Here is a 21608-nt window from a genome sequence, read left to right on the forward strand (position 1 = left end):
TTAAAGAGTTGTTTAAATGTTACGATTTTTCGGTTGGTGTCGGTTATAATACAGCCTCATTTCCGCATAATGTGGGTAAAGACGAGCTATCCTTTCGTCGTAAATGTCCGAATCTTCATCTGTTAATGCGGCATGAATTTGCTTGTATGATCTTCCGGCTCGTAATCCCTTGAAAACAGCATATGTTACGAAAGGGTATGCAGGTTCTTTCGCTTTAGGTTTTTTAGTACCAGACTTACGTGCGGTTTGTATCGTTCGCCAGGCGCGCATAAGTTGCGCTTCTGTGGCATTGTCATCAAGAACGATGGTTGTCTTATTTTCTTTGATGTCATAGCCAATTTTTACCCCTTGTTTAGAAGTGCCAACAGGTAGAGTTTGTGCCCAAGCCAAATGACGAAATTCGTCAATACTCAGTCCCCATCTTTCTGAGAACCCCAGATATATTTCATAAAGTCGTGAATGATCTGTGGGGTGGCGTCGCTTCCACTCATAGACAATCTTCGCATCATAATGAAACTCAGGGTCGTCATGGACGTTCTGAAGAAAATGCTCGCGGTCAGTTATGGGTTCGTTCCTACCGGTACCTTTTTTTGTCATGAATCAATGATACCATCACATGTCCTGTATAATGATGCACATGTGGCATGTCCACTTGACCTAAAGCCACGCGCAAGCGAAGGTATGGCCAAAACAAATCCAACGACAAGAAACAGCTCATCGTCAGAGCCTTCTTGTCGTTGGTTGCACCGGAAACGGTGTAGGCGGCTTAGGCCGTCCTGGCGGTGGGCTTTTTTGTTTGCCTAGCACGGTAGTCTTAGTCATAAAAGGAGATGGAATGTTTCGACGGAAGAAGACAATTGAAGCAAAGCAAGTAGCGTTTATTTACATGGAAAACTACATGGAAAGGCGCGATGAAATACTTGGCACACTTGAGATGATATTGGTTAAGCAATTTGGCGAGGACAAAAAGCGGCAAATTTTCTTAAGTCGACAAGCAATGAACTATGTTGAAGCATGGATAATTGCATTCGACATAATGCCATTATTCTCTTTGCCTATATTTAAGGGTAAAAGAGTGGACGGTTGGATTTTGCGTCTTGCCAGTGAATATTTACAGGTAGAGAAAGATTGGTTGTTTGACCTGGTTAAGGATTTTATTGTAGACATTAATTTTGATAATGACGACAGAACTAAGGCACGGTCACAAGGCTTATTCTCCCGTAAAATCAATCAACTTGTATTTAATGTCAAGGGTGATCCGCTATTCATGACCCAGCTTGATATGTTCATAACCGAAAACACGACCCATGAATGGAAGCTCATAGAGGAGCATTACAAAATCATTCCCACTAATGAATAGTAGTAGTGAATTACATCAGATTGATGTTTAACAAAACTGTTTCTGTTGGCTTCTCTCTCGTGTGAGCTAACATGCTATATGCCTTCATTGCCATCTCGACGGCTTTTAGACGAACTATTGTAGGCTCGTTTTCGTTATGAATAATATCCGTTAATCGCTGCATGATTTCATCTGGTTTTATAACCGACAATTTACCGATATTTTCCGATAACCATTCAGGTTGAAGATGTGTCATATTCCGTGCTGTTTGATCCGAATAGCCTGCTTGTAATGCGCTGCGATATGAATTACCAAATGATGGGCTATCGGGGTTGCTGTACGCTGTAATGTATGTCGTTTGGCGTGGAGTAATGTGTTTTATCATGGTTTTGGTTTCTCAATCGTTTGTTAAGACGTATTATATATGATATGACACAAAAAAAGCTATCACAGAAAGAAATGGATGAAATTACTAATCGCTCTCACGAAGAAGCAGAGCGCGATTTTAAAGATTTCAAAGAACATATTGCGCGTGGTGAATGCGGAATTTGCGACGAACCTTTGAGTAGCTTTGATGAAATGGAGCCATGTATGCATTGGTTATTAATGCCACCGGGTTTTCGAAAAAAACACATGAAATCTGTATTCGAGATATTCACTTATGACCGCATCGAAGCATATCTTCGATGGTATGCAAATTCACACAGTCCACTTATGAACATAAATGACCTAGTTGAGGAGCACGACGGAACAAAATTGCGCGCTCTCACAATTAAACATGGTCAACTGGAATGGTCATTTTCATTTGCACAAGGATGCTTGGAAGGTAAAGACGGAAATCATGGACCGCATTACCACTTTCAAATGCGCATTGATGGCAAGCCATTCCATAACTATAGTGACCGTCATATCAAAATGAACGACTATGAACTTTGGATGTTCGATATTGATATTGGTCAAAACCCTCAATTCAAACGTAACCAAGGCTTTGGAGCCGGAATGCAAAGTACAGTTGACAATATTGAAACTGGCGAACTATTAAAAACCTTCAAATACACCGAAGACTATGAAAATGCAGCCTTCAATACCAGTACGATTGTCATGGCCGAAGAAGGTAAAACTATTGATGTCGATGAAATAATTGCTATGTATAAAATTGCGCGTGAAACTGGTACACCTGTTCATCAGCAAATAAAAAACCTGAAAAACGTCGCTACAACAAAAGTCATTGTCGAGCCTGGAGAGGGTGTGCCGCATCCTGCTCAGCGCAACCCTGTGCGTCCAGGCCGTAAGAAAAATAAAGACAAAAAACACTAAGCTAGGGATCCGTAACGGCTAACTCACTCGTTCGAGTATAGTTTTATCATTGTCTGTGTTTCATTCGGCAGTACACACAACAAACAGGAACTGTATGATTTGAGAATATCTGAATAATCGAAGTGTGGGATAATAGGCGCATGAGAATCGAGAGAACAAAAGCCAAAGAGAACCAAATACCCACAAGGCAATACCCGTCCTATACTGCCGATGGTAAAGTTCGTCGAATTACACTTGGAAAATCTTCATTCACAGTTCCATATCGATGGACTTACTACCAGTATTTGATACTTGGGGTGTATACAATGGTTTTTTCTAAGGAGTTTTTGAACGACGACAATAATGACTCTGTATTACGAAAGATGTACAAAGCACATATTGACAAAGTCCAGTCTGAGACAAGCCTCTTTATACTAACCAATGCGGATGCATACCTCATATATCTGGCATCGGATCTGGAGCAGCTGGTTGCAAAAAATTCTTTACCAGAAGGAATTATTAAAAGGTTAAGGTCTACTAATGATGGTGAGATGAGGGGTGCTATATATGAAATCACTATGGCTGCTGCGGTAACGCGCACAGGTTATAAGATTGATTGGCTAACTGAACCATCCAGACCTGAATTTACCGCATATGGGAAAGAGGTACTTATTGATTTTGAAGCAAAGCGGCGTGACAGGACGGGCAGAATTAACTACGACTTGGAGATTGAAGTGAGAGCAATCGAAAAAAATCTCAGAAAAGCGTTAAAGAAAAAGACCATGAATCAGTATGTGATTTTTATGGATACAGATTTACCTCCTGGACCCGCACAAAAATATAATGAAATCATGGAAGCAATGATGAAAAAGATTGGCTTACATGAACAAAAGAAAATAGTAGTTGTTACAACCAACACCGGATATGAACATGACCCAACTGTTACCGACTTTGGCAAAAATTCAGTAGCAATGTACAAATCTGATGACGGAGTAAACTTGCATGAAGTGAAGAAAATAATATTACAGATGCACGCAAAATTACCAAAAGATGCCTCTTCAAGCGGATGGCCAATATAAATGACAAAAGACAGATCGGACAAATCAAAATCACGGCATCACTATGTTCAAAAAGCATACCTGAATGGATTTGCTGTAAACGAAAAAATTGATGTAATTAATCGTGAAGATGGTACCGTAAGGATAACTCAACGTACATCCTCAGTTGCAAATGAAAGAGGCTTATATACGATACAGCGAGAAAATGGCGACAAGGACGGAATACTTGAAGATATATTTGCCGAAAAAGTGGAATCACCAGCAATAAAAATCATAAGAAACATGACATCAGTACTACCTTATGTTCCACGACAGAATGAACGTCAAGTAATCGCGGAATATATGGCGTTACAGTATCTACGTACGCCAGAGGCTAAGCGACGATTTGAAGCGGAGGCGGGAAGATTTGAAGCCATTGAAATATTTAATATGGCCAATGATTCTAAAAAGGTAGGTGTTTATCTCGGTAAAAAAGGTGAAAAAAATGATAATGATTCGGTTGCTGCATATCGTGACAAGGTCATTAAATCACTTCACGACAACGAGATAATTCCGAACAGTACGATGTGGTATCGACAGATAATAAAGAGTCTACCGCATATTGCAGATATTATGACTGCAAGATACGGTTGGCATCTCCTGTATTATGACGATCCTGTTTTACTGACAGGTGATCATCCTGTAATACTTCGACAGATAAGGGAAAGCTGGATGGGTACTGGGTTTATGAATGCGGATGAAATAATATTTCCGTTAAATGTTCGATACGCACTTTTGCTTTCCACTGACTTTGGAATCAAAGAGCAGGTTAACACAAACGCCAACCCATCAACTGCGAAAATGATAAATTGGTATGTAAAGCGCAATAGCTATATGGAAGTATATTCGCATCCATCTCTTACGAGTGAATATGCTGGTGAGGCACTAGGTCAAAAGATTCTCACAGAAACTACAGGCATGGATATGCAAGAAATTGGATTTTTGAATAACTACAGTGGGGTTTTGTTACGCAAAAAACCAATGAGATAGTAGGTTCTAATGCTTCGCTATATTATGTATTTGAATATGGAACCTAGCAGCCAAGCTGGAACGGGGGTGGGTAGATCAAACTGTAATGTCTATACCAACACCTGTGAATTGATGATGTCGTTGTGAATGCAGGTTACAACTTCTTGCACGGTGCTGTACCAATAAAAACAGAGGCCTAGCGGTCTCCTTTTTTATTGGTACACTATAGTAATGAACGAAGTAGAAATCGGGGTTGGTCCTCATGAAAAACCTTGGCCTAGTGGGCTGATGTACGATACAGACCTATTAGAGAAGGGCGATCGCCGTAACGTTGAGGATAAATATCGCTACTGGACAGTTGAAGCTATAGTAAATGACCTCGATAAAAGTCGTAGTGGACTTCATGTTGCAATTGAAAACTGGCAGCATGATAGCAATATTGGGACAATTGTTCGTAGTGCAAATGCATTCAACGTGACAAGTGTGCATATTATCGGTAAACGTCATTGGAATCGCCGTGGAGCTATGGTAACGGACAGGTATCTCCATATTTTTCACCACCAAACGGTTGAAGATTTCGTGATTGCGATGAATGAACGGCGTATAATTGCCATAGATAACATTAAAGGCGCAACGCCCCTTGCAAAGGCTAAGTTACCAAAAAAAGCCGTACTAGTGTTCGGCGGTGAAGGACCAGGACTTAGCGTTGAAATGCAAAAATGCGCTGAGCAAATGGTCATGATTGAACAATTTGGCAGTACGCGCTCAGTAAATGTAGGAGTTGCAGCAGGTATTGTCATGTATCAGTGGACTCGTCAACATCTTATAGTGTGAACGTGCTACAATATAATCACAAATGACCGATCGAGAGACTCAACCCTCAGAAAGAATGGCCAGTGGTAGGTCAGTCGCTCGAATAGTGTTTTCTCCAAGTGAAAATTTAAAATCTGTACTGCAAAAATTCTCTCTTTCAAAAAGGTCACCCGTGCTACGCACAAGCCGAATGGTCGAGCTTAGTTATGAGGGTGGTGATAGCGATGGTCCGCGTTACACTCCCGACGATGCTCGTTGGCTAAGTGATACAGAAAAGCGGCTACGTGTCGTCACTGATCATCATCAGCCACTTGCTTCTTATGTCCTGACGAAAACTTTATCTCGTGGTGATCTTGGTATTGATTTACGGTTGCTACCCAGTAATGATGATCTGGAGAGACTGCATGATTTTACTCGCAATGAGGCTGGAGTTCCAGTGAAATATCTTGATGTTCACGCTATCATACCTGTAAACGATAGAGCTCCAGTTAATAGTATGCATCTTGATTATGCGATTGATGAACTCGAGCAACTTCTCGCAACGCATCATCCTGCATTTCAAAGACCTGATCAATTAATACCAGCACCCCGCATCAATAAAGCGTATGCATTTGGCGCAAATATTATGAGTAGAGTGACACAGTTTCGTTCAGTCCGCTAACATGCACATGCTTGCAAATAACAGATAAAAATGCAAGAATAGCTGTAATGAGTACGCTATCTTCACAACCCTATAAAGGCACGCGTGATTACTATCCCGAAGACAAACGGGTTCAAAACTATATTTTCTCAACATGGAGACGTGTCATGGAACGACATGGGTACGAAGAGTACGGTGCGCCCATGCTAGAGCCACTTGAAGTATACGCTGCAAAATCTGGTCAAGAGCTAGCCAGTGAGCAGACATACACTTTTTCAGATCGCGGCGGACGTACCGTAGCTATTCGACCGGAAATGACTCCGAGTATTAGTCGTATGGTTGCCGCTCGTCGTCAGGAAATGGGCTACCCAGCTCGGCTATACTCAATCGCAAATTTCATGCGGTATGAGCGTCCTCAGAGAGGACGTGAGCGTGAGTTCTGGCAACTCAATACTGATATTTTTGGTGCTGAAGGTGCAGTTGCAGAAGCCGAAATCATAGGGCTGGCATCTCAACTCATGAAAGCATTTAGCGCTGATGAAAAAATGTTTACGATTAAAATTAATAACCGTAAATTAATAAATTTCATGATGGCACAATATCTTAGCCTTGATGCAATACAAGCGCAGTTGATGGTTAAACTATTTGATCGTAAGAATAAGATAAGTAATGAGGATTTTCGTGATCAAGCTATTGAGATTTTTGGTCAGGATATGGCTCCAGCTGGTCTCGGTAAGATTTCCGCACTTCTCGTAGCGAAAAGTATGGCAGATCTACCAGAAGAGATTCGTGAGAGTGCTGCTGTTCGTGAAGTACAGGAGTTATTTACATTACTTGAACAAGCTGGTGTGAAAAATGCCATGTTTGACATCACTCTTATGCGAGGACTTGATTACTATACTGGTACTGTCTTTGAGGTCTACGATAACCACCCAGATAATAATCGTTCACTGTTTGGTGGAGGTCGCTACGACGGACTAGTTGGTTTATTCGGTGCAGAGCCTATTTCTGCAGTTGGCATGGCTCCTGGCCTTACAATGACAGAACTATTTCTACAGACTCATGATTTACTTCCAAAGCTCGTATCGACAACAGAAGTTGGTGTTGTTGTTCTCGGAGATACACTTAAAAATGCTTTAAAACTTGCGAGCGATATGCGTGACGAGGGTATCAACGTAGAAGTTGATATAAGTGGGCGTAAATTTGATCGTCAACTAAAAGCTGTACTCAAAAAACAGATACCATTTATTGTTTTTATCGGTGAAGATGAAGTTAAGAGCGGGATGTATCAGTTTAAAGACACCGCTTCCTCTGAAGAGCAAAAATTAAGTTTTGAGCGAATTGTGAGTAGTGTCAAGGACCGTAGGCGCAATCCAACTGGCGATATTGACGATCTATTCAGCTAGTACGCTGTGTTTTCGTCAACTTATCATTACTAGCAGATGACGCGTTACTCACAATCTGATATAGTAGTTCGAGTATGAAAACAATTGTTAAAAACCTATCAGATACAAAAGTCGAACTGACTATTACCCTTGGTAAAGAGGAACTTCACTTTGCAGAACAAGTAGCGCTCTCTAAACTTGCAAAAAACATTAAAGTTGCAGGTTTTCGTAAAGGTAAGGTCCCACTTGCTATTGCAGCTAAGAATCTTGACCCTGCAGCACTTGCGGAGCAGACACTTGATGACGCCTTGTCAAAAGCAGTTGCTGAAGCATTTACGAGCGAAAAAATTCAAGCACTTGAACGTCCATCAGTTGATGTTAAGAAGTTTGTCCCAGGCCAGACGCTTGAATTTACTGCTGAGACTCAAATACTTCCGGTTGTTACGCTTGGCAACTACAAGAAACTAAAAGTTCCAACACAGGAACTAAAAGTAGCAGCTAAAGATGTTGAAGAGATTATTGAGCGTATGCGTGCAGGATTTGCTGAGAAAAAAGATGTGAAGCGTGCTGCGGTACTTGGCGATGAAACTGTTATTGATTTTGTTGGTAAAAAAGATGACGTAGCATTTGATGGCGGGACTGGAACAGACTACAGTCTAACTCTTGGAAGTAACTCATTTATCCCAGGCTTTGAAGAAGGAATTGTCGGCAAAGAAGTAGGTGAAACATTTGATCTTAAGCTAAAGTTTCCAGATAGCTATCATGTGGCTGACCTTAAAGGTGCCGATGTGGTATTCACGACGACGCTTAAGGCAGTCAAAGAAGTTGTTCTTCCAGTAATTGATGATGCATTTGCAAAAAGTGCAGGTGCAGAAAATATCAATACAGTCAAAGAGCTGAAAGATGATATTACCCGTGAACTGAAATCACAAAAAGAGCGTGAAGCGGTAGATAAGGTTAAAGATAATCTTGTCGCTCAACTTATAGAAATTAGTACAATCCCAGTTCCTGAAATTCTCCTCAAGGACCAGGAAGAGTCAATCGAACGTGACATGACGCAGAATCTTACCTACCAAGGTATGACATTAGACATGTATCTTGAATCAAAAAACCTGACTAAAGAGAAGTGGCTAGAAACTGAAGTGCGCGAAGCTGCAATGAACCGTGTTAAAGCGGGCCTAGCGCTAGCAGAACTTAGTAAGGTTGAAAAAATTACAGCTACAAACGAGGAGCTTGATGCTCATGTAGAGACATATAAGAAGCAGTACGGTAATAATCCGGAAGCTTTGAAGCAGTTCGAACAAGCTGAAGTTCGCAGAGATATTGCAAATCGTCTTCTCACTGAAAAGACCGTTGATCACCTCGTTTCATTAAACTCAAAGAAATAGCTAATCTACGTACGGCAATACAGTACGTAAGCATTGTTTCTGGATGCTGTGTTGCTCTGAAGGTTGCAATATAATTTATTAGCACTCACTTGCAACGAGTGCTAATTTTTGTGTATAATGAATATATGAGCAAACCAAGCAATTATCTAGTTCCAACAGTTATTGAAAAATCATCAGACGGTGAGCGTGCGTTTGACATCTACAGCCGCCTCTTAAAAGAACGTATTATTTTTCTTGGTGAAGATGTAAATGAGCACACTGCTAACATTGTTGTCGCTCAGTTAATTCATCTTGCCTACGATGATCCGAAAAAAGACATCAAGCTATATATTAATAGTCCTGGTGGTAGTGTCTATGATGGTATGGCAATCTACGATACGATTCAATATATTGCGCCTGATGTTCAGACAATTGGAATCGGTCTACAGGCGAGTATGGGAGCATTCCTCCTAAGTAGTGGAGCGAAGGGTAAACGGTTTGCATTACCAAATAGTCGCATTATGATTCACCAACCATCAAGTGGTACTCAGGGTAAGGTCACTGACCAGGAGATTACGCTTCGTGAAAGTATTTATCTTAAGAAGCGACTCAATGAAATTCTTGCAAAAAATACTGGTCAGAAACTGTCTAAAATTGAAAAAGATGTTGAGCGTGACTACTGGATGAGTAGCGAAGAGGCAAAAGCATACGGTCTTATTGATGACGTCATTACTAAAGCATAGCTCCACCACTGTTTTGCTTATTGACATATAAATACTAAAATTATATAATCCCGCTATGGTCAATAACCTGAGCGCACTTCTGGCGCACACGATGTCCTTGTCCGATTCGAGCGTTGCCCAGGAAAGGGGCAGCAGGTATGGAGCTTTCGGTTTTGCTTCGTCGACGATTGCAGTTCTTGTAACCATCTTCGTGGCACTTGTCGTAGCGTCTGTCATTTTGGCAACGGTGACCGACTTGGTGTTCACGGCGTGCTTCGTGGTCATCGCCACCATCGTGATCGAAATGATGCTGCTGGTGACATGGTGGACTTCGTTTTCATGGTCATCGAAGGGCGATGGAGGCACTGGCGTCGTCGTCGGAAGTATCATTGCCATCGTCGCCACGGGCATCGGTGTGTGTTACTTCATCGAAGAAGTCAGGGACAAGTAGCCCTTGTTGCCGGCCTAGTCTCCAGGAACAGTAGAGTGAGCAACAGCTCCTTCTCTTCCTGGAGGCGATATGTTCTCAGTAGCTGTAAGCTATTCTGATGAGTCCAAGAGGACGAAAGAACATACATCTATAGATTATATATAGCAAAGATGGTATAATAAGTATATTATGACAAATTCTATTGAGCTACGACAGTTACACATTGATCATTTAAGCACTGACGACCAGTATATAACTGCACATCGTGTCCAACAGTTACTATGGGAAGATTTTGTACGTCTGAGCGGAGTTAATCCTGAAGATCTTCGTACGGCTGTAGACCCTGAAAGTGATGAAAAAGTCTCTCAACAGGTTGAAAAAATCCTTGCCGCTGGTCAAAATGATAGCGTTTATGCTGGAGTTTATCGAACTGATGCAAACGAAGATGAATCATTACAGGGAATTATAAAGATAGGTTCATGGAAACGTGGTGACCAAAAACCGTTTGGTTATGCAGTATTAAACAGTCTTGTGCATGGTGCAGATCCGCTCGCTTCACCGCAAAGAGGACTTCACGCATTTGCCATGAGTGATAGCTCTCGCGAAATGACAGGCGAAACAGTCAATCGCTTACTCGATGATCCAACTGACCAAATATTAAATCGCTATTCTGAGCTACGTGTTGCAGTTGATGAAAGTGATACCGAATTATCGCTGGCACTTGTAAATAGAAGTGCTAAAATTGGACGCCATGGCATTATTAGCCTTGCAGGATACGATCGATCGTACAGACTTCATAAAGTCGCTCCTCGTAATAGTTAAGAAACTTGTCCGTATTCTTCAATTTTGATTATTATCACTCAGTTACATCTTGACTATTTGCAAAAAAAGCTTCACAATGAGTACTAAGAAGTAGTGTACTGTGGTTGATTGTGTTTTTTTGTGGGTGGCACCTCTAAAGAACCAAACTGCACGTAAGGGAATCTTCGGCGCCGATTATCCCAACTAAATTAAATCCATGCGAGGAGCAACTATATGGCAAAACCAACGCCTAGTAGCGCTAAGCGTGTTTTCTTTACAAAAGACGACACAGCTTTACCGTTACCGAACCTTATTGCGCATCAGAAAGACAGCTGGCGAGAATTCGTCGAAACTGGTCTGAGCGAAATTTTTGCGGAACTTAACCCAATCGAGGACTATACTGGTCAAAAACTCGAGCTAAGATTTAAACAGTACGCATTCCAGGATCCAAAAACAGGCGAACAGGATGCCAAAGAAAACAACCTCACATTTGACGCTCCGCTACATGCGACAGTTGAACTAACAAATAAAGTTACAGGTGAAGTCAAAGAACAAGAAATCTATCTTGGTGATTACCCATGGATGACTGATCGTGGAACATTTGTAATTAACGGTACTGAACGTGTCGTTGTTTCACAACTTATCCGTAGCGCCGGTATCTTCTTTACTGCAGATGCAGTTGTTGGCCGAAACAACTACGGTGCAAAACTAATTCCTGGCCGTGGTGCATGGCTTGAGTTTGAAACAGCCAGTAATGGTACGATCTATGTAAAGATTGATCGCCGCCGCAAGCTACCTGTGACGACACTTCTGCGCGCGCTTGGTTACAATAAAACAAGTGAAATCAAAGCTCTCTTTGCAGACACAGACACTGGCGATGTTAAATATATCGATGCTACTCTCGAAAAAGATGCTGCTCGTGGTGCCAACGAAGCATTAATCGAAGTCTACCGCCGCCTCCGACCAGGCGACCTTGCCACTGTAGATAACGCTCGAACAATGATTGAGCGTATGTTCTTTGATTTCAAACGATTTGACTACTCTCGTGTTGGTCGTTACAAATTGAATCAACGTCTTGGTATTGATGTACCAAACACGACTGAAAACCGCGTGTTCCAAATGACTGATCTCGTCGCTATTATCCGTGAGATTATCCGTCTTAATAATACTCAGGATCTCCCTGACGATATTGATGCACTATCAAACCGCCGTGTGAAATTAGTCGGTGAACTAGTTGCACGCCAATTCCGTGTTGGTATGCTTCGTATGCAGCGTAACGCCATGGACCGTATGTCTATGTCTGACATCGAAAACGTAACACCTGGACAACTAATTAACGCTCGTCCTGTTGTGGCTGCTGTTCGCGAATTCTTTGCTAGCTCACAATTGTCACAGCTCCTTGATGAGACAAACCCACTTGCAGAGCTCGCTCACAAGCGCCGTCTTTCATCAATGGGACCTGGTGGATTGTCACGCGAACGTGCTGGATTTGATGTGCGCGACGCACATCCTACTCACTACGGACGACTATGTTCTGTAGAGACTCCAGAAGGTGCAAACATTGGGCTTGTGCTTAACCTTGCAACATATGCTCGTGTGAATGAATATGGTTTTATTGAAACTCCATATCTAAAAGTCAAAAATGGTAAAGTGAGCGACGAAGTTGTTTATCTTGATGCATCACAAGAAGCTGTTGAAGTTATTGCAGATGCTGGTGCTGAACTTACGGATGACAATAAATTCGTCGCAGAACGCGTTAGTGCACGTAATGGACCACTTCCTGAGCAAGTGGACGTATCAGAAGTCACATACATGGACGCAGCTCATAAGCAAATCCTTGGATCAACTGCGAGCCTAGTGCCTTTTGTTGAGAAAAACCGTGTCGACCGTAGCTTGATGGCTGCAAGCATGCAGAAGCAAGCCGTTCCACTGCTCGATCCTGAGTCACCAGTTGTTGGTACGGGTATTGAGGCTGAACTTGCTAAAAATACGAGTCAATTAGTCGTTGCAGAAGGCGATGGTGAAGTTGTTCGTGCTGATGGCGATGAAATCCATGTTAAGTACAAAGATGGTGTTAAAGCCTACGAACTCGTACACTTTGCAAAGTCGAACGATGATCGCTCGATTAACCAAAAAGTTCGCGTAACTCGTGGCCAAAAAGTAAAAGCAGGCGATATCCTTATTGAAGGAGCTTCAGTTGCTAACGGAGAACTTGCACTTGGACGTGACCTTACTGTGGCCTTTATGCCATGGAACGGATATAACATGGACGACGCGATCGTTCTTTCTGATCGTATCGTTAAAGAAGATGCACTTACGAGTATCAACATTAAAGATTACACTGTTGAAGTTCGTGAGACAAAACTAGGTCCAGAAATTGTTACTCGTGACATTCCAAATGTAAACGAAGAATCACTTCGTCACCTTGATGAAAATGGTATCGTGCAAATTGGTTCTGAAGTAAAATCTGGTGACGTTCTCGTTGGTAAGATTACACCTAAGGGTGAGCAAGAACTAAGCTCAGAAGAGCGCCTACTCCGTGCTATCTTTGGTGAGAAAGCTAAAGATGTTCGTGATACATCACAGCGAATGAACAATGCTGGTGGTGGTAAAGTTGTCGGTGTTAAGATCTTCTCACGTGAGAATGGTCATGAGCTAAAAGCCGGTGTTTTGATGCAAATTCAAATCTTTGTTGCTCAACTTCGTAAAATTAGCGTCGGTGACAAGCTTGCTGGTCGCCACGGTAACAAGGGTGTTGTCGCAAGAATCCTTCCAGTCGAGGATATGCCATTCATGGAAGACGGAACAGCTGTTGATGTTGTCCTAAACCCACTCGGTATTCCTTCTCGTATGAATATGGGTCAGTTGTTTGAAACTCACCTTGGTATGGCTGCACGTGCACTTGGCTACAAAGTAGCAACACCTCCGTTTAATGGTGTTCCAAATGAAACAATTGGTGACGAACTTGAGAAAGCTGGTTTTGCCCGAGATGGTAAATCACAACTATTCGATGGTCGTACTGGTGAAGCATTTGAAGAGCGCACAACAGTCGGTGTCATGCACATGCTTAAACTGCATCATATGGTAAGTGACAAGATTCACGCACGTTCAACTGGGCCATACACAATGGTTACTCAGCAGCCGCTTGGTGGTAAAGCACAAAACGGTGGACAGCGATTTGGTGAAATGGAAGTCTGGGCACTTGAGGCCTATGGTGCTGCAACAACGTTGCAGGAAATGCTTACTATTAAGTCAGACGATGTCTATGGTCGTGCTAAAGCATATGAATCAATTATCAAAAATGAACCAATCGTTGGTCCAAAACTACCTGAATCATTCAACGTTCTTGTAAAAGAGCTCCAGGGACTTGGTCTTCGTGTTGATCTTCTTGATGAGTCAGAGGACGCAGTCATTGATGCCGAGCAAGTCATTGCCGCATCAGGCCCAGCCGATAAAACTGTTCCAGTTGTACTTGATGATGATGTTGAAACAATCATGGACGAAGCAGACGCTGAAATGGACGACCTTGAAGAGGGAATTAGTATTCAGGATATTGATGAAATAGAAGAAATTAAGGAGGAGGCGTAATATGAGTCGCGTTATCGCCAACAACGGAATTGCCGACTTTGATGCAGTCCGACTTGCAGTTGCAAGTCCAGAGGACATCCTCAAATGGAGCAATGGTGAAGTCACAAAGCCTGAGACGATTAACTATCGTACTCAGAAGCCAGAACGAGATGGCTTGTTCTGCGAAAGAATCTTTGGCCCAGTCAAAGACATTAACCCACACGACAATAAACTAAAGGGTGTTCGTTCACGCGAAGCTGCGATTGATAAGAATGGTGAGCTTGTCACTAAATCAATCGTGCGACGTGAACGCATGGCTCATATCAGCCTTGCCGCACCTGTTGCGCACATTTGGTTCATGCGCGGTACACCGAGTGCCATGTCACTACTACTTGGTATTACTGTCCGCAACCTTGAACGCATTGCATACTTTGCAACATACGTTATCTTGAAATCGAACACTGAAAAACGTGATCAGTTCCTTGCTGACCTTGAAGCTGAAACTGAAGCTGGCCGCATGGCAATTAAAATGCGTTATGAAAAAGAAGCCGACGTTGACGGTGCTGATATTAAAGAACTTGCACAGGCACAGTCACGTGAAGTTGAAGAACTTAATGACAGTTACACTGTGAAAAAAGCACAGCTTGATAGCCTCATTAAAGGCGCTCTTATGAACGAAACTGATTATCGTAATCTTCCTGAAGAATACGAAGAACTAGTTGAAGTTGGTATGGGTGGTACTGCACTTAAAGCTCTTCTTGATGAAATTGAACTACCGCAGCTCATCGCTCAGTTATCTGAAGAAGTTGCCGGCGCAAAAGGTCAACGAGAGAAGAAACTTCTTAAGCGCCTTAAGGTTCTTGAGGGTATGCTTGCAGCTGGTATCAAACCAAACAGTCTTACGCTAACAGTTCTACCAGTTATTCCACCGGACCTTCGTCCAATGGTGCAGCTAACAGGTGGCCGTTTTGCGACATCAGACTTAAATGATCTTTACCGACGTGTTATTAACCGTAACAACCGTCTAAAGAAACTCATAGACCTTAATGCACCTGAAGTTATCTGTCGAAATGAAATGCGTATGCTTCAAGAAGCAGTTGACGCACTTGTCGATAACAGTTCTGCTCGTGGTGGCCGCGCAGTGAATGCAACAGGTGGTCGCCGCCGCTTGAAATCAATCAGTGATATGTTAAAGGGTAAACAGGGACGATTCCGCCAGAACCTTCTTGGTAAACGTGTGGATTACTCTGGACGTTCAGTTATTGTTGTTGGTCCAAAGCTTAAAATTAACCAATGTGGTCTGCCGAAGCAGATGGCTCTTGAATTATTCAAGCCATTCGTTATTAGCTGGTTGATTCGTGGCGAGCACGCACACAACATTCGTAGCGCGACTCGTTTAATTGAATCAGGTGATGCACTCGTATGGGACGCACTTGATGCTGTGATTGAGGGCAAGTACGTTCTTTTGAACCGTGCACCATCACTTCACCGTCTATCAATTCAAGCATTCATGCCAAAACTAGTCGAAGGTAAAGCGATTCAGCTACACCCACTCGTTGCAAACGGATTTAATGCCGATTACGACGGTGACCAAATGGCTGTTCACTTGCCACTGTCAGATGACGCTCAGCGTGAAGCTCGCGAGCTCATGACAGCAACAAGAAACCTTCTAAAGCCTGCGGACGGTGCTCCAGTTCTAAGTATTGGACAGGATGTTGTTCTTGGTAACTATTACATTACATATGAAAAACCTAGTGCACAAACTGCTGCAGTTAAAGCATATAGCTCTGTTTATGAAGCTGAAATGGCATACGATCAAGGTGTTTTGCAACTTCAAAGCCCAATTCGTGTCCATACACGAGGTGAAATCCGTAATACAACTCTTGGTCGTGTTTTCTTCAATGAAATTCTACCAAAAGATTTCCCATACGATAACGGTGTTCAGAATAAGAAACAGTTGAAAAAAGTGCTTGCACAGATTTTCAACATGTACGATGCTGAAACGACCGCTCAGACTGCAGACCGTATGAAAGGTCTTGCCTTCCGATTTGCAACAATCGCCGCAGTTTCAACAGGTATGGATGACTACATCAGCTTCGACGAGACTGCAGAGTTTATCGCTGAAGGTGATGCTAAGACGACACTTATATCTGAGCAATTCGACGAAGGTCTTATTACAGAGGAAGAACGATACAGCCTTACTGTTGGCGCATGGCGTGGTGTTGACCGTCAGATTACTGAATTCCTACAACAACAAATGAAGAACATGGATACGAGTATTAGTGTCATGGTCAACTCTGGTGCGCGTGGTGATATTAGTAACATTAAGCTTGCTAGTGCCATGGTCGGTATCATGGTGGATGCAACAAACCGTGAAATCGAACTTCCTATTCGATCAAGCTATAAAAAAGGACTAAGCTCACTTGAATCATTCGTGGCAACACGTGGTGCTCGTAAGGGTCTGATCGATACAGCGCTTAAGACAGCTGACTCAGGTTACCTGACTCGTCGTCTTGTTGATGTGTCACAGGACGTGTTCACTGTTGCTGATCAACCTGATAGTGATGATGGTTTTGCTATCCAACGTTCAGAGTCAGAACTCACTATGATCGACTTCGGTAACCGTCTCTTTGGTCGTTACACTGCAGAAGCTGTCGGAGACTATATTAAGAAAGACGAGCTGATCACACGTGAAATCGCAGATGCAATTCACAATGATGCAAGCATTACTGAAGTAAAAATTCAATCAGTTCTATCAACCAAGAACCTACGCGGTATTCCAACAAAGAGTTACGGTATCGATATGGCAACAGGCCACCTCGTTGCTGCTGCTCAACCTGTTGGTGTTATTGCTGCACAATCTGTCGGTGAGCCTGGTACACAGCTTACGCTTCGTACCTTCCATGCCGGTGGTGTTGCTGGTGGTGACATTACGCAAGGTCTTCCTCGTGTTGAAGAGTTGTTTGAAGCCCGCTCACCAAAAGGTCAAGCGTTTATGACTGAACTTGCAGGAACAGTAGATGTTTGGGAAGATGGCAAAAAATATATTGTCCAAGTCACTCCATCTGTTGGTCACGTCGAACGTATCCCACTTGGTGGCCGTACGGTGACTGTTAAAGCCGGTAGCAACGTCAAGGTTGGTGATGTGCTTGCAACTGGTGAAAGCGAAAGCAAGCCACTTGTTGCACCATTCGACGGAGTCGTTGAAGTTGCGGAAAATACATTAGTTCTCGCTGCTAACGCTGGCGCGCCTGTTCGTTACGAAGTGCCAGGCACAACTCAGCTTGTTGTTAAAGCTAACGACCAAGTTGAAGCAGGTGATCGTCTAACGATAGGTTCGCTCAACCTACACGACCTCATGCGTCTTAAAGGAACTGAGGCAACTCAGCGCTATATCATCAACGAAGTGCTTCGTATTTACGCAGCACAGGGACAAGATGTTGCAGATAAGCACCTTGAGATCATCGTTCGACAGATGTTTAGTCGTGTTCAGATCGAAGATCCAGGTGACAGCGCATTTGTAACTGGCGACATTGTCAGTAAAGCATCTGTCGTTGAAGCGAACGCGAAACTTGTCGAAGAAGGTATGACTGAACTAGTTGGCTACACTCAACTGCTTCTTGGTATTACTAAGGTGTCAATCTGGAGCGATAGCTGGCTATCAGCTGCATCATTCCAGGATACGACTCGTGTATTAATCAACGCTGCCGTCAGTGGCCGCGCTGACCGACTCCATGGCCTAAAGGAGAATGTGATCATTGGTCGCAAGATCCCAGTTGGTACTGGTGCTCGGGACCTCGTTGAAAACGAAGTTTCAGAGGAAGATATCGCAAACGATTTCGAACTCGCAGCCTAGTATCTGCAAGATATAAACAACCCGCTCAGATGAGCGGGTTGTTTTAGTATAATATATATGATATAATATTAAATGGATTAATGTAGCTACGGTGCTACGCCATACAGAGAGGTGTTTACATGACACATCCGTTTGGAGAGAAGTTGTCAACGAGTGGTGACACTCGGCCACTACCGATTACCGTCCCCGGTCGAACGCGGTACCAGCAGTATATCCACCGGAGAACCAAGCATCTCTTCGGTGACGTGCCTGGCTTCCTGTACGAGATCAAGAACGGTCGCTATAGCCAGGCATGTGTGATCTTGGATGCACACCTCGCGTCGACGACCCGGATCACACAACTGGACCGGAGGATTGCAGCCAGTTGGCTGCGCAAGCACCGGTCCTACTACCCCAACAACTGAGTCAACGAAAATGAGCATGCCGAATCGGCTCGACCATTGTGGTCGCCGCATTCACGCGAGCCTTTTCGGTGGCTCATTTTTCGTTAGTAATTGCCAGCTCCCTGAAGTCCAGTAGTGATAAGGCTTATTATTGGCCCCGCAATGAAACCAAGTCCAATCACAACAAGAGACGCTATCGTAAGTACTTTTGGTGTACCTGTAGGTTTTCTCTTTGTAAGAAAAAGAATATCAAGAACAATAGCTCCCACGGATACGATCATATCAAGGACACCAATAAAAGCTAAAATAATAAAAGCGACTACAATCGCTCCAAGTGAATCTGAAAATCCTTTTAATACGCCAGATACAGCAAGAATAAATCCTACAATAAGAAGTATCACGAATCCGAAATGGACGCAGTTTACAATAAGCGTCCAAAGTCTTAAGTGGTCGGTATTTGTTGGTTTAGCTGAAGATACCTGGACTGTAGAAGTACTAACAGCAGGAGCTATCGAAACTTCTGTAGGTTCTGGCATTGTTGGTGGCATATAAGGTGGAGGAGTAGGTGGGCTTTGATCCATAATACCTTAAGTATACCACTGAGCGCGTGAACATTGCATATAGCACTCAAATTTGGTATAGTAACAAGTGAGTTTCCTCTGTTTGGATTACTTGGTGTATTGAATGTGTACACACCAGGTAGACGCTAAGCAGGACGACATAGCGAGGCGATGCTGAAGCCAGACTATACACGAGATACATCTTATCTCAAATAATGTGAATTAACAGGAGTATTAATGCCAACAATCAACCAATTGGTGCGAAAACCACGCAAGATTGCTATTAAAAAAAGTAAGTCTCCTGCGCTCGGTCGTATCCACAATGCACTAAAGACTCGTTACTACGATCAAGATGCTCCACTAAAACGTGGCGTATGTATCAAAGTAACGACTAAAACACCTAAGAAACCGAACTCTGCACTTCGTAAAGTCGCTCGTGTGCGTCTTACAAATGGTCAAGAAGTTTGGGCATACATTGGCGGCGAAGGTCATAACCTTCAGGAACACGCTGTTGTGCTTGTTCGTGGTGGCCGTGTTCCAGATCTTCCAGGTGTTCGTTACCACATCGTTCGTGGTGCGCTTGACCTTCAAGGTGTTGCAAAACGCCAACAAGGCCGCTCTAAATATGGCGCTAAAAAGGAGGACAAGTAATGCCTCGTAAAGTAACTAAGTCGCTACAGCGCATTCCAGGTCCAGATCGTAAATATCAGAGTCCAATGGTACAACGACTTATCAACAAATCAATGATTGATGGTAAGAAATCTATCGCTGAGTCAGCAGTTTACTCAGCACTTGAAATAGCTGCAAAAAAACTTGACTCTGAGGATCCACTTGAAGTCTTTGAGCGCGCTCTAAAAAACATCTCACCAAACTTCGAGGTTAAATCTCGTCGTGTTGGTGGCGCAAACTACCAGATTCCATTCCCAGTTTCTGGTCATCGCCAATTACACTATGCATTTAGCTGGTTGGTTCAGTCTGCCCGCGGTCGTAAAGGTATCCCATATTCACAGCGCTTAGCGCTTGAAATTGTTGATGCATACAACCAAGCAGGTGCTGCATACAAGAAAAAAGAAGATACCCACAAAATGGCCGAAGCAAACCGTGCTTTCGCTCACTTTGCTCGAACATAGTAATATATTCGATGTTTCTTCACAAAATACCCGCTACGAATATGTGGCGGGTATTTTATGTAAGTATACCTGAGCACGGTTGCATAAGTCTTTGACATAGAATAGGATATATAGTATATGAGTGAAAATGAATTTTCGATGCCAGATATGGATAGATCTTCTGTCGATAAATCATTTGGTGATATCACAAGACCACACGGAGCTATGCCAGACCTAGATATCGACTTTATGACACTCACAAGAGATGATGCGGCATTCGAGCGATATCTAGAAAACGCACCGTCAATAGTCACTGCACTGGATACTCAGAACGCCTTGAAAGATGTTGTATGGTCAAATGAAAAAGAGCTGACCACTGTGATGGATCAACTCGTTCGAGATCTTACGAGACGCGCAAGAGCAGATCTGTTGATCGGTGAATTAGTTATTATAAGTGGAACGACTCTCGTCCTTCCTCAGGGTGAAAAAAATGATATACGAGAAGGTGTTAGTTTTTATCCACGCAATATTGAATCTGATGAATTTGTCCCACAGCTTATTACTGGCCAGTCAGGTAGGTTTTATAGCTTTTATTATAGAATAGTTGAAAATCCAAACAACACATATAGTGCAAGGATTGTCTACAGAGTTTCCGTTGGAGAATCTGATACACCGTTTCAACATACGTTCGTGTGCGCGTCAGCAGATGTAGACTACACAACAAGATTGGAGTTCGATAAAGATGAAATAAATCGAGATGTCCGTGACGCTAAAGATGTGTTTAAAGAAGTCATGAGTGTTGAAGTTTCCGAATATCTATCTCAGCTCTATGAGTTAATGGGAAGTAGCGATGGCAGATATACTGCTGAAATGCTTAACACCATTTCATCTATTGTACAAATTATCTCAACTCACGACGCATTAAAAAGTGTCCGACAAAGGTCGCTTGAATCGCTTGAAACATTGATAATCTCATATATGTCACCGAGGCTTGGAGGACGCCCTTTAGCTATAGAATATACGGCTGGTCTTCTACATAGTTCTGACGGTAAGATCGAACCGAAGAGTCTTATTCCACAATGGCAACAATCTGAAGATGCACCATTTACTTTAGAGGCAACTGTCATAACTGAAGTGGCAGTAAGACCAATTCATGATAATACATCAAATGCGCAGGAGCCTTATATGATTATCCGGTTGGGTGACGATACGCATTACGTTCCACTATCCAAAATAACAGCTATTCTATAAATCTACAGCACACAAAGAATTAT

19 protein-coding genes are annotated in these 21608 nt (G+C 42.9%); 16 read left to right on the forward strand and 3 right to left on the reverse strand.

The window, feature by feature from the left end:
* Positions 1 to 12: 12 nt before the first annotated feature.
* Entirely contained in the window at positions 13 to 597 is a 585-nt protein-coding gene (locus tag ABIS22_01635; GenBank protein ID MEO7740597.1) for a hypothetical protein, read from the reverse strand.
* 238 nt (positions 598 to 835) lie between these two features.
* Between ABIS22_01635 and ABIS22_01640 the strand changes: the two genes are divergently transcribed.
* Positions 836 to 1360: a hypothetical protein gene (locus ABIS22_01640; protein MEO7740598.1), complete on the forward strand. Its 525-nt coding sequence runs from the start codon at positions 836 to 838 to the stop codon at positions 1358 to 1360.
* 10 nt (positions 1361 to 1370) lie between these two features.
* Here ABIS22_01640 and ABIS22_01645 read toward each other — a convergent pair whose 3' ends face one another.
* Entirely contained in the window at positions 1371 to 1724 is a 354-nt protein-coding gene (locus tag ABIS22_01645; protein MEO7740599.1) for a hypothetical protein, read from the reverse strand.
* 44 nt (positions 1725 to 1768) lie between these two features.
* Here ABIS22_01645 and ABIS22_01650 point away from each other — a divergent pair, with 44 nt between their 5' ends.
* The 12 genes from ABIS22_01650 (at position 1769) to rpoC (ending at position 18282) form a co-directional block, all read left to right on the forward strand.
* Positions 1769 to 2656, forward strand: coding sequence for a hypothetical protein (locus ABIS22_01650; GenBank protein ID MEO7740600.1), 888 nt, complete (start codon positions 1769 to 1771; stop codon positions 2654 to 2656).
* Positions 2657 to 2796: 140 nt separating this feature from the next.
* Positions 2797 to 3714, forward strand: coding sequence for a hypothetical protein (locus ABIS22_01655; GenBank protein ID MEO7740601.1), 918 nt, complete (start codon positions 2797 to 2799; stop codon positions 3712 to 3714).
* Complete coding sequence (locus ABIS22_01660; protein ID MEO7740602.1) at positions 3715 to 4722, forward strand: DUF4238 domain-containing protein; 1008 nt, start codon at positions 3715 to 3717, stop codon at positions 4720 to 4722.
* Positions 4723 to 4932: 210 nt separating this feature from the next.
* Positions 4933 to 5535: a TrmH family RNA methyltransferase gene (locus ABIS22_01665; protein ID MEO7740603.1), complete on the forward strand. Its 603-nt coding sequence runs from the start codon at positions 4933 to 4935 to the stop codon at positions 5533 to 5535.
* 22 nt (positions 5536 to 5557) lie between these two features.
* Positions 5558 to 6175 carry a hypothetical protein gene (locus ABIS22_01670; protein ID MEO7740604.1) on the forward strand — a complete coding sequence of 206 codons (618 nt, stop codon included), beginning with the start codon at positions 5558 to 5560 and terminating at the stop codon, positions 6173 to 6175.
* A 47-nt stretch (positions 6176 to 6222) separates the two neighbouring features.
* Positions 6223 to 7560, forward strand: coding sequence for a histidine--tRNA ligase (gene hisS / locus ABIS22_01675; protein MEO7740605.1), 1338 nt, complete (start codon positions 6223 to 6225; stop codon positions 7558 to 7560).
* Between the two features lie 74 nt (positions 7561 to 7634).
* Positions 7635 to 8927, forward strand: coding sequence for a trigger factor (gene tig, locus ABIS22_01680; GenBank protein ID MEO7740606.1), 1293 nt, complete (start codon positions 7635 to 7637; stop codon positions 8925 to 8927).
* 125 nt (positions 8928 to 9052) lie between these two features.
* Positions 9053 to 9649: an ATP-dependent Clp protease proteolytic subunit gene (locus ABIS22_01685; GenBank protein MEO7740607.1), complete on the forward strand. Its 597-nt coding sequence runs from the start codon at positions 9053 to 9055 to the stop codon at positions 9647 to 9649.
* Positions 9650 to 9704: 55 nt separating this feature from the next.
* Positions 9705 to 10079 (forward strand): hypothetical protein, encoded by a 375-nt coding sequence (locus ABIS22_01690; protein ID MEO7740608.1) that lies wholly within the window; start codon positions 9705 to 9707, stop codon positions 10077 to 10079.
* A 168-nt stretch (positions 10080 to 10247) separates the two neighbouring features.
* Entirely contained in the window at positions 10248 to 10880 is a 633-nt protein-coding gene (locus ABIS22_01695; protein ID MEO7740609.1) for a hypothetical protein, read from the forward strand.
* A gap of 213 nt (positions 10881 to 11093) precedes the next feature.
* On the forward strand, positions 11094 to 14447 hold the full coding sequence (locus ABIS22_01700) for a DNA-directed RNA polymerase subunit beta (GenBank protein ID MEO7740610.1): 3354 nt from the start codon (positions 11094 to 11096) through the stop codon (positions 14445 to 14447).
* Between the two features lies 1 nt (position 14448).
* Positions 14449 to 18282, forward strand: coding sequence for a DNA-directed RNA polymerase subunit beta' (gene rpoC / locus ABIS22_01705; GenBank protein ID MEO7740611.1), 3834 nt, complete (start codon positions 14449 to 14451; stop codon positions 18280 to 18282).
* 487 nt (positions 18283 to 18769) lie between these two features.
* Here the strand turns inward: rpoC and ABIS22_01710 are convergent, their stop codons facing one another.
* Positions 18770 to 19246 carry a hypothetical protein gene (locus ABIS22_01710; protein MEO7740612.1) on the reverse strand — a complete coding sequence of 159 codons (477 nt, stop codon included), beginning with the start codon at positions 19244 to 19246 and terminating at the stop codon, positions 18770 to 18772.
* Between the two features lie 216 nt (positions 19247 to 19462).
* Here ABIS22_01710 and rpsL point away from each other — a divergent pair, with 216 nt between their 5' ends.
* The 3 genes from rpsL to ABIS22_01725 all read left to right on the forward strand — a co-directional run bounded on the left by rpsL (position 19463) and on the right by ABIS22_01725 (position 21585).
* Positions 19463 to 19876: a 30S ribosomal protein S12 gene (gene rpsL / locus ABIS22_01715; protein MEO7740613.1), complete on the forward strand. Its 414-nt coding sequence runs from the start codon at positions 19463 to 19465 to the stop codon at positions 19874 to 19876.
* The gene (rpsG, locus tag ABIS22_01720; GenBank protein ID MEO7740614.1) at positions 19876 to 20355 is read left to right on the forward strand and encodes a 30S ribosomal protein S7; all 480 of its coding nucleotides are present in this window, start codon (positions 19876 to 19878) and stop codon (positions 20353 to 20355) included. Before rpsL ends, rpsG begins: the two co-directional genes overlap by 1 nt.
* 117 nt (positions 20356 to 20472) lie before the next feature.
* Positions 20473 to 21585 (forward strand): hypothetical protein, encoded by a 1113-nt coding sequence (locus ABIS22_01725; GenBank protein ID MEO7740615.1) that lies wholly within the window; start codon positions 20473 to 20475, stop codon positions 21583 to 21585.
* Positions 21586 to 21608: the final 23 nt, after the last annotated feature.

The organism is Candidatus Saccharimonadales bacterium (genome assembly GCA_039928925.1).
Taxonomy (GTDB): Bacteria; Patescibacteriota; Saccharimonadia; order Saccharimonadales; family Saccharimonadaceae; genus UBA6022.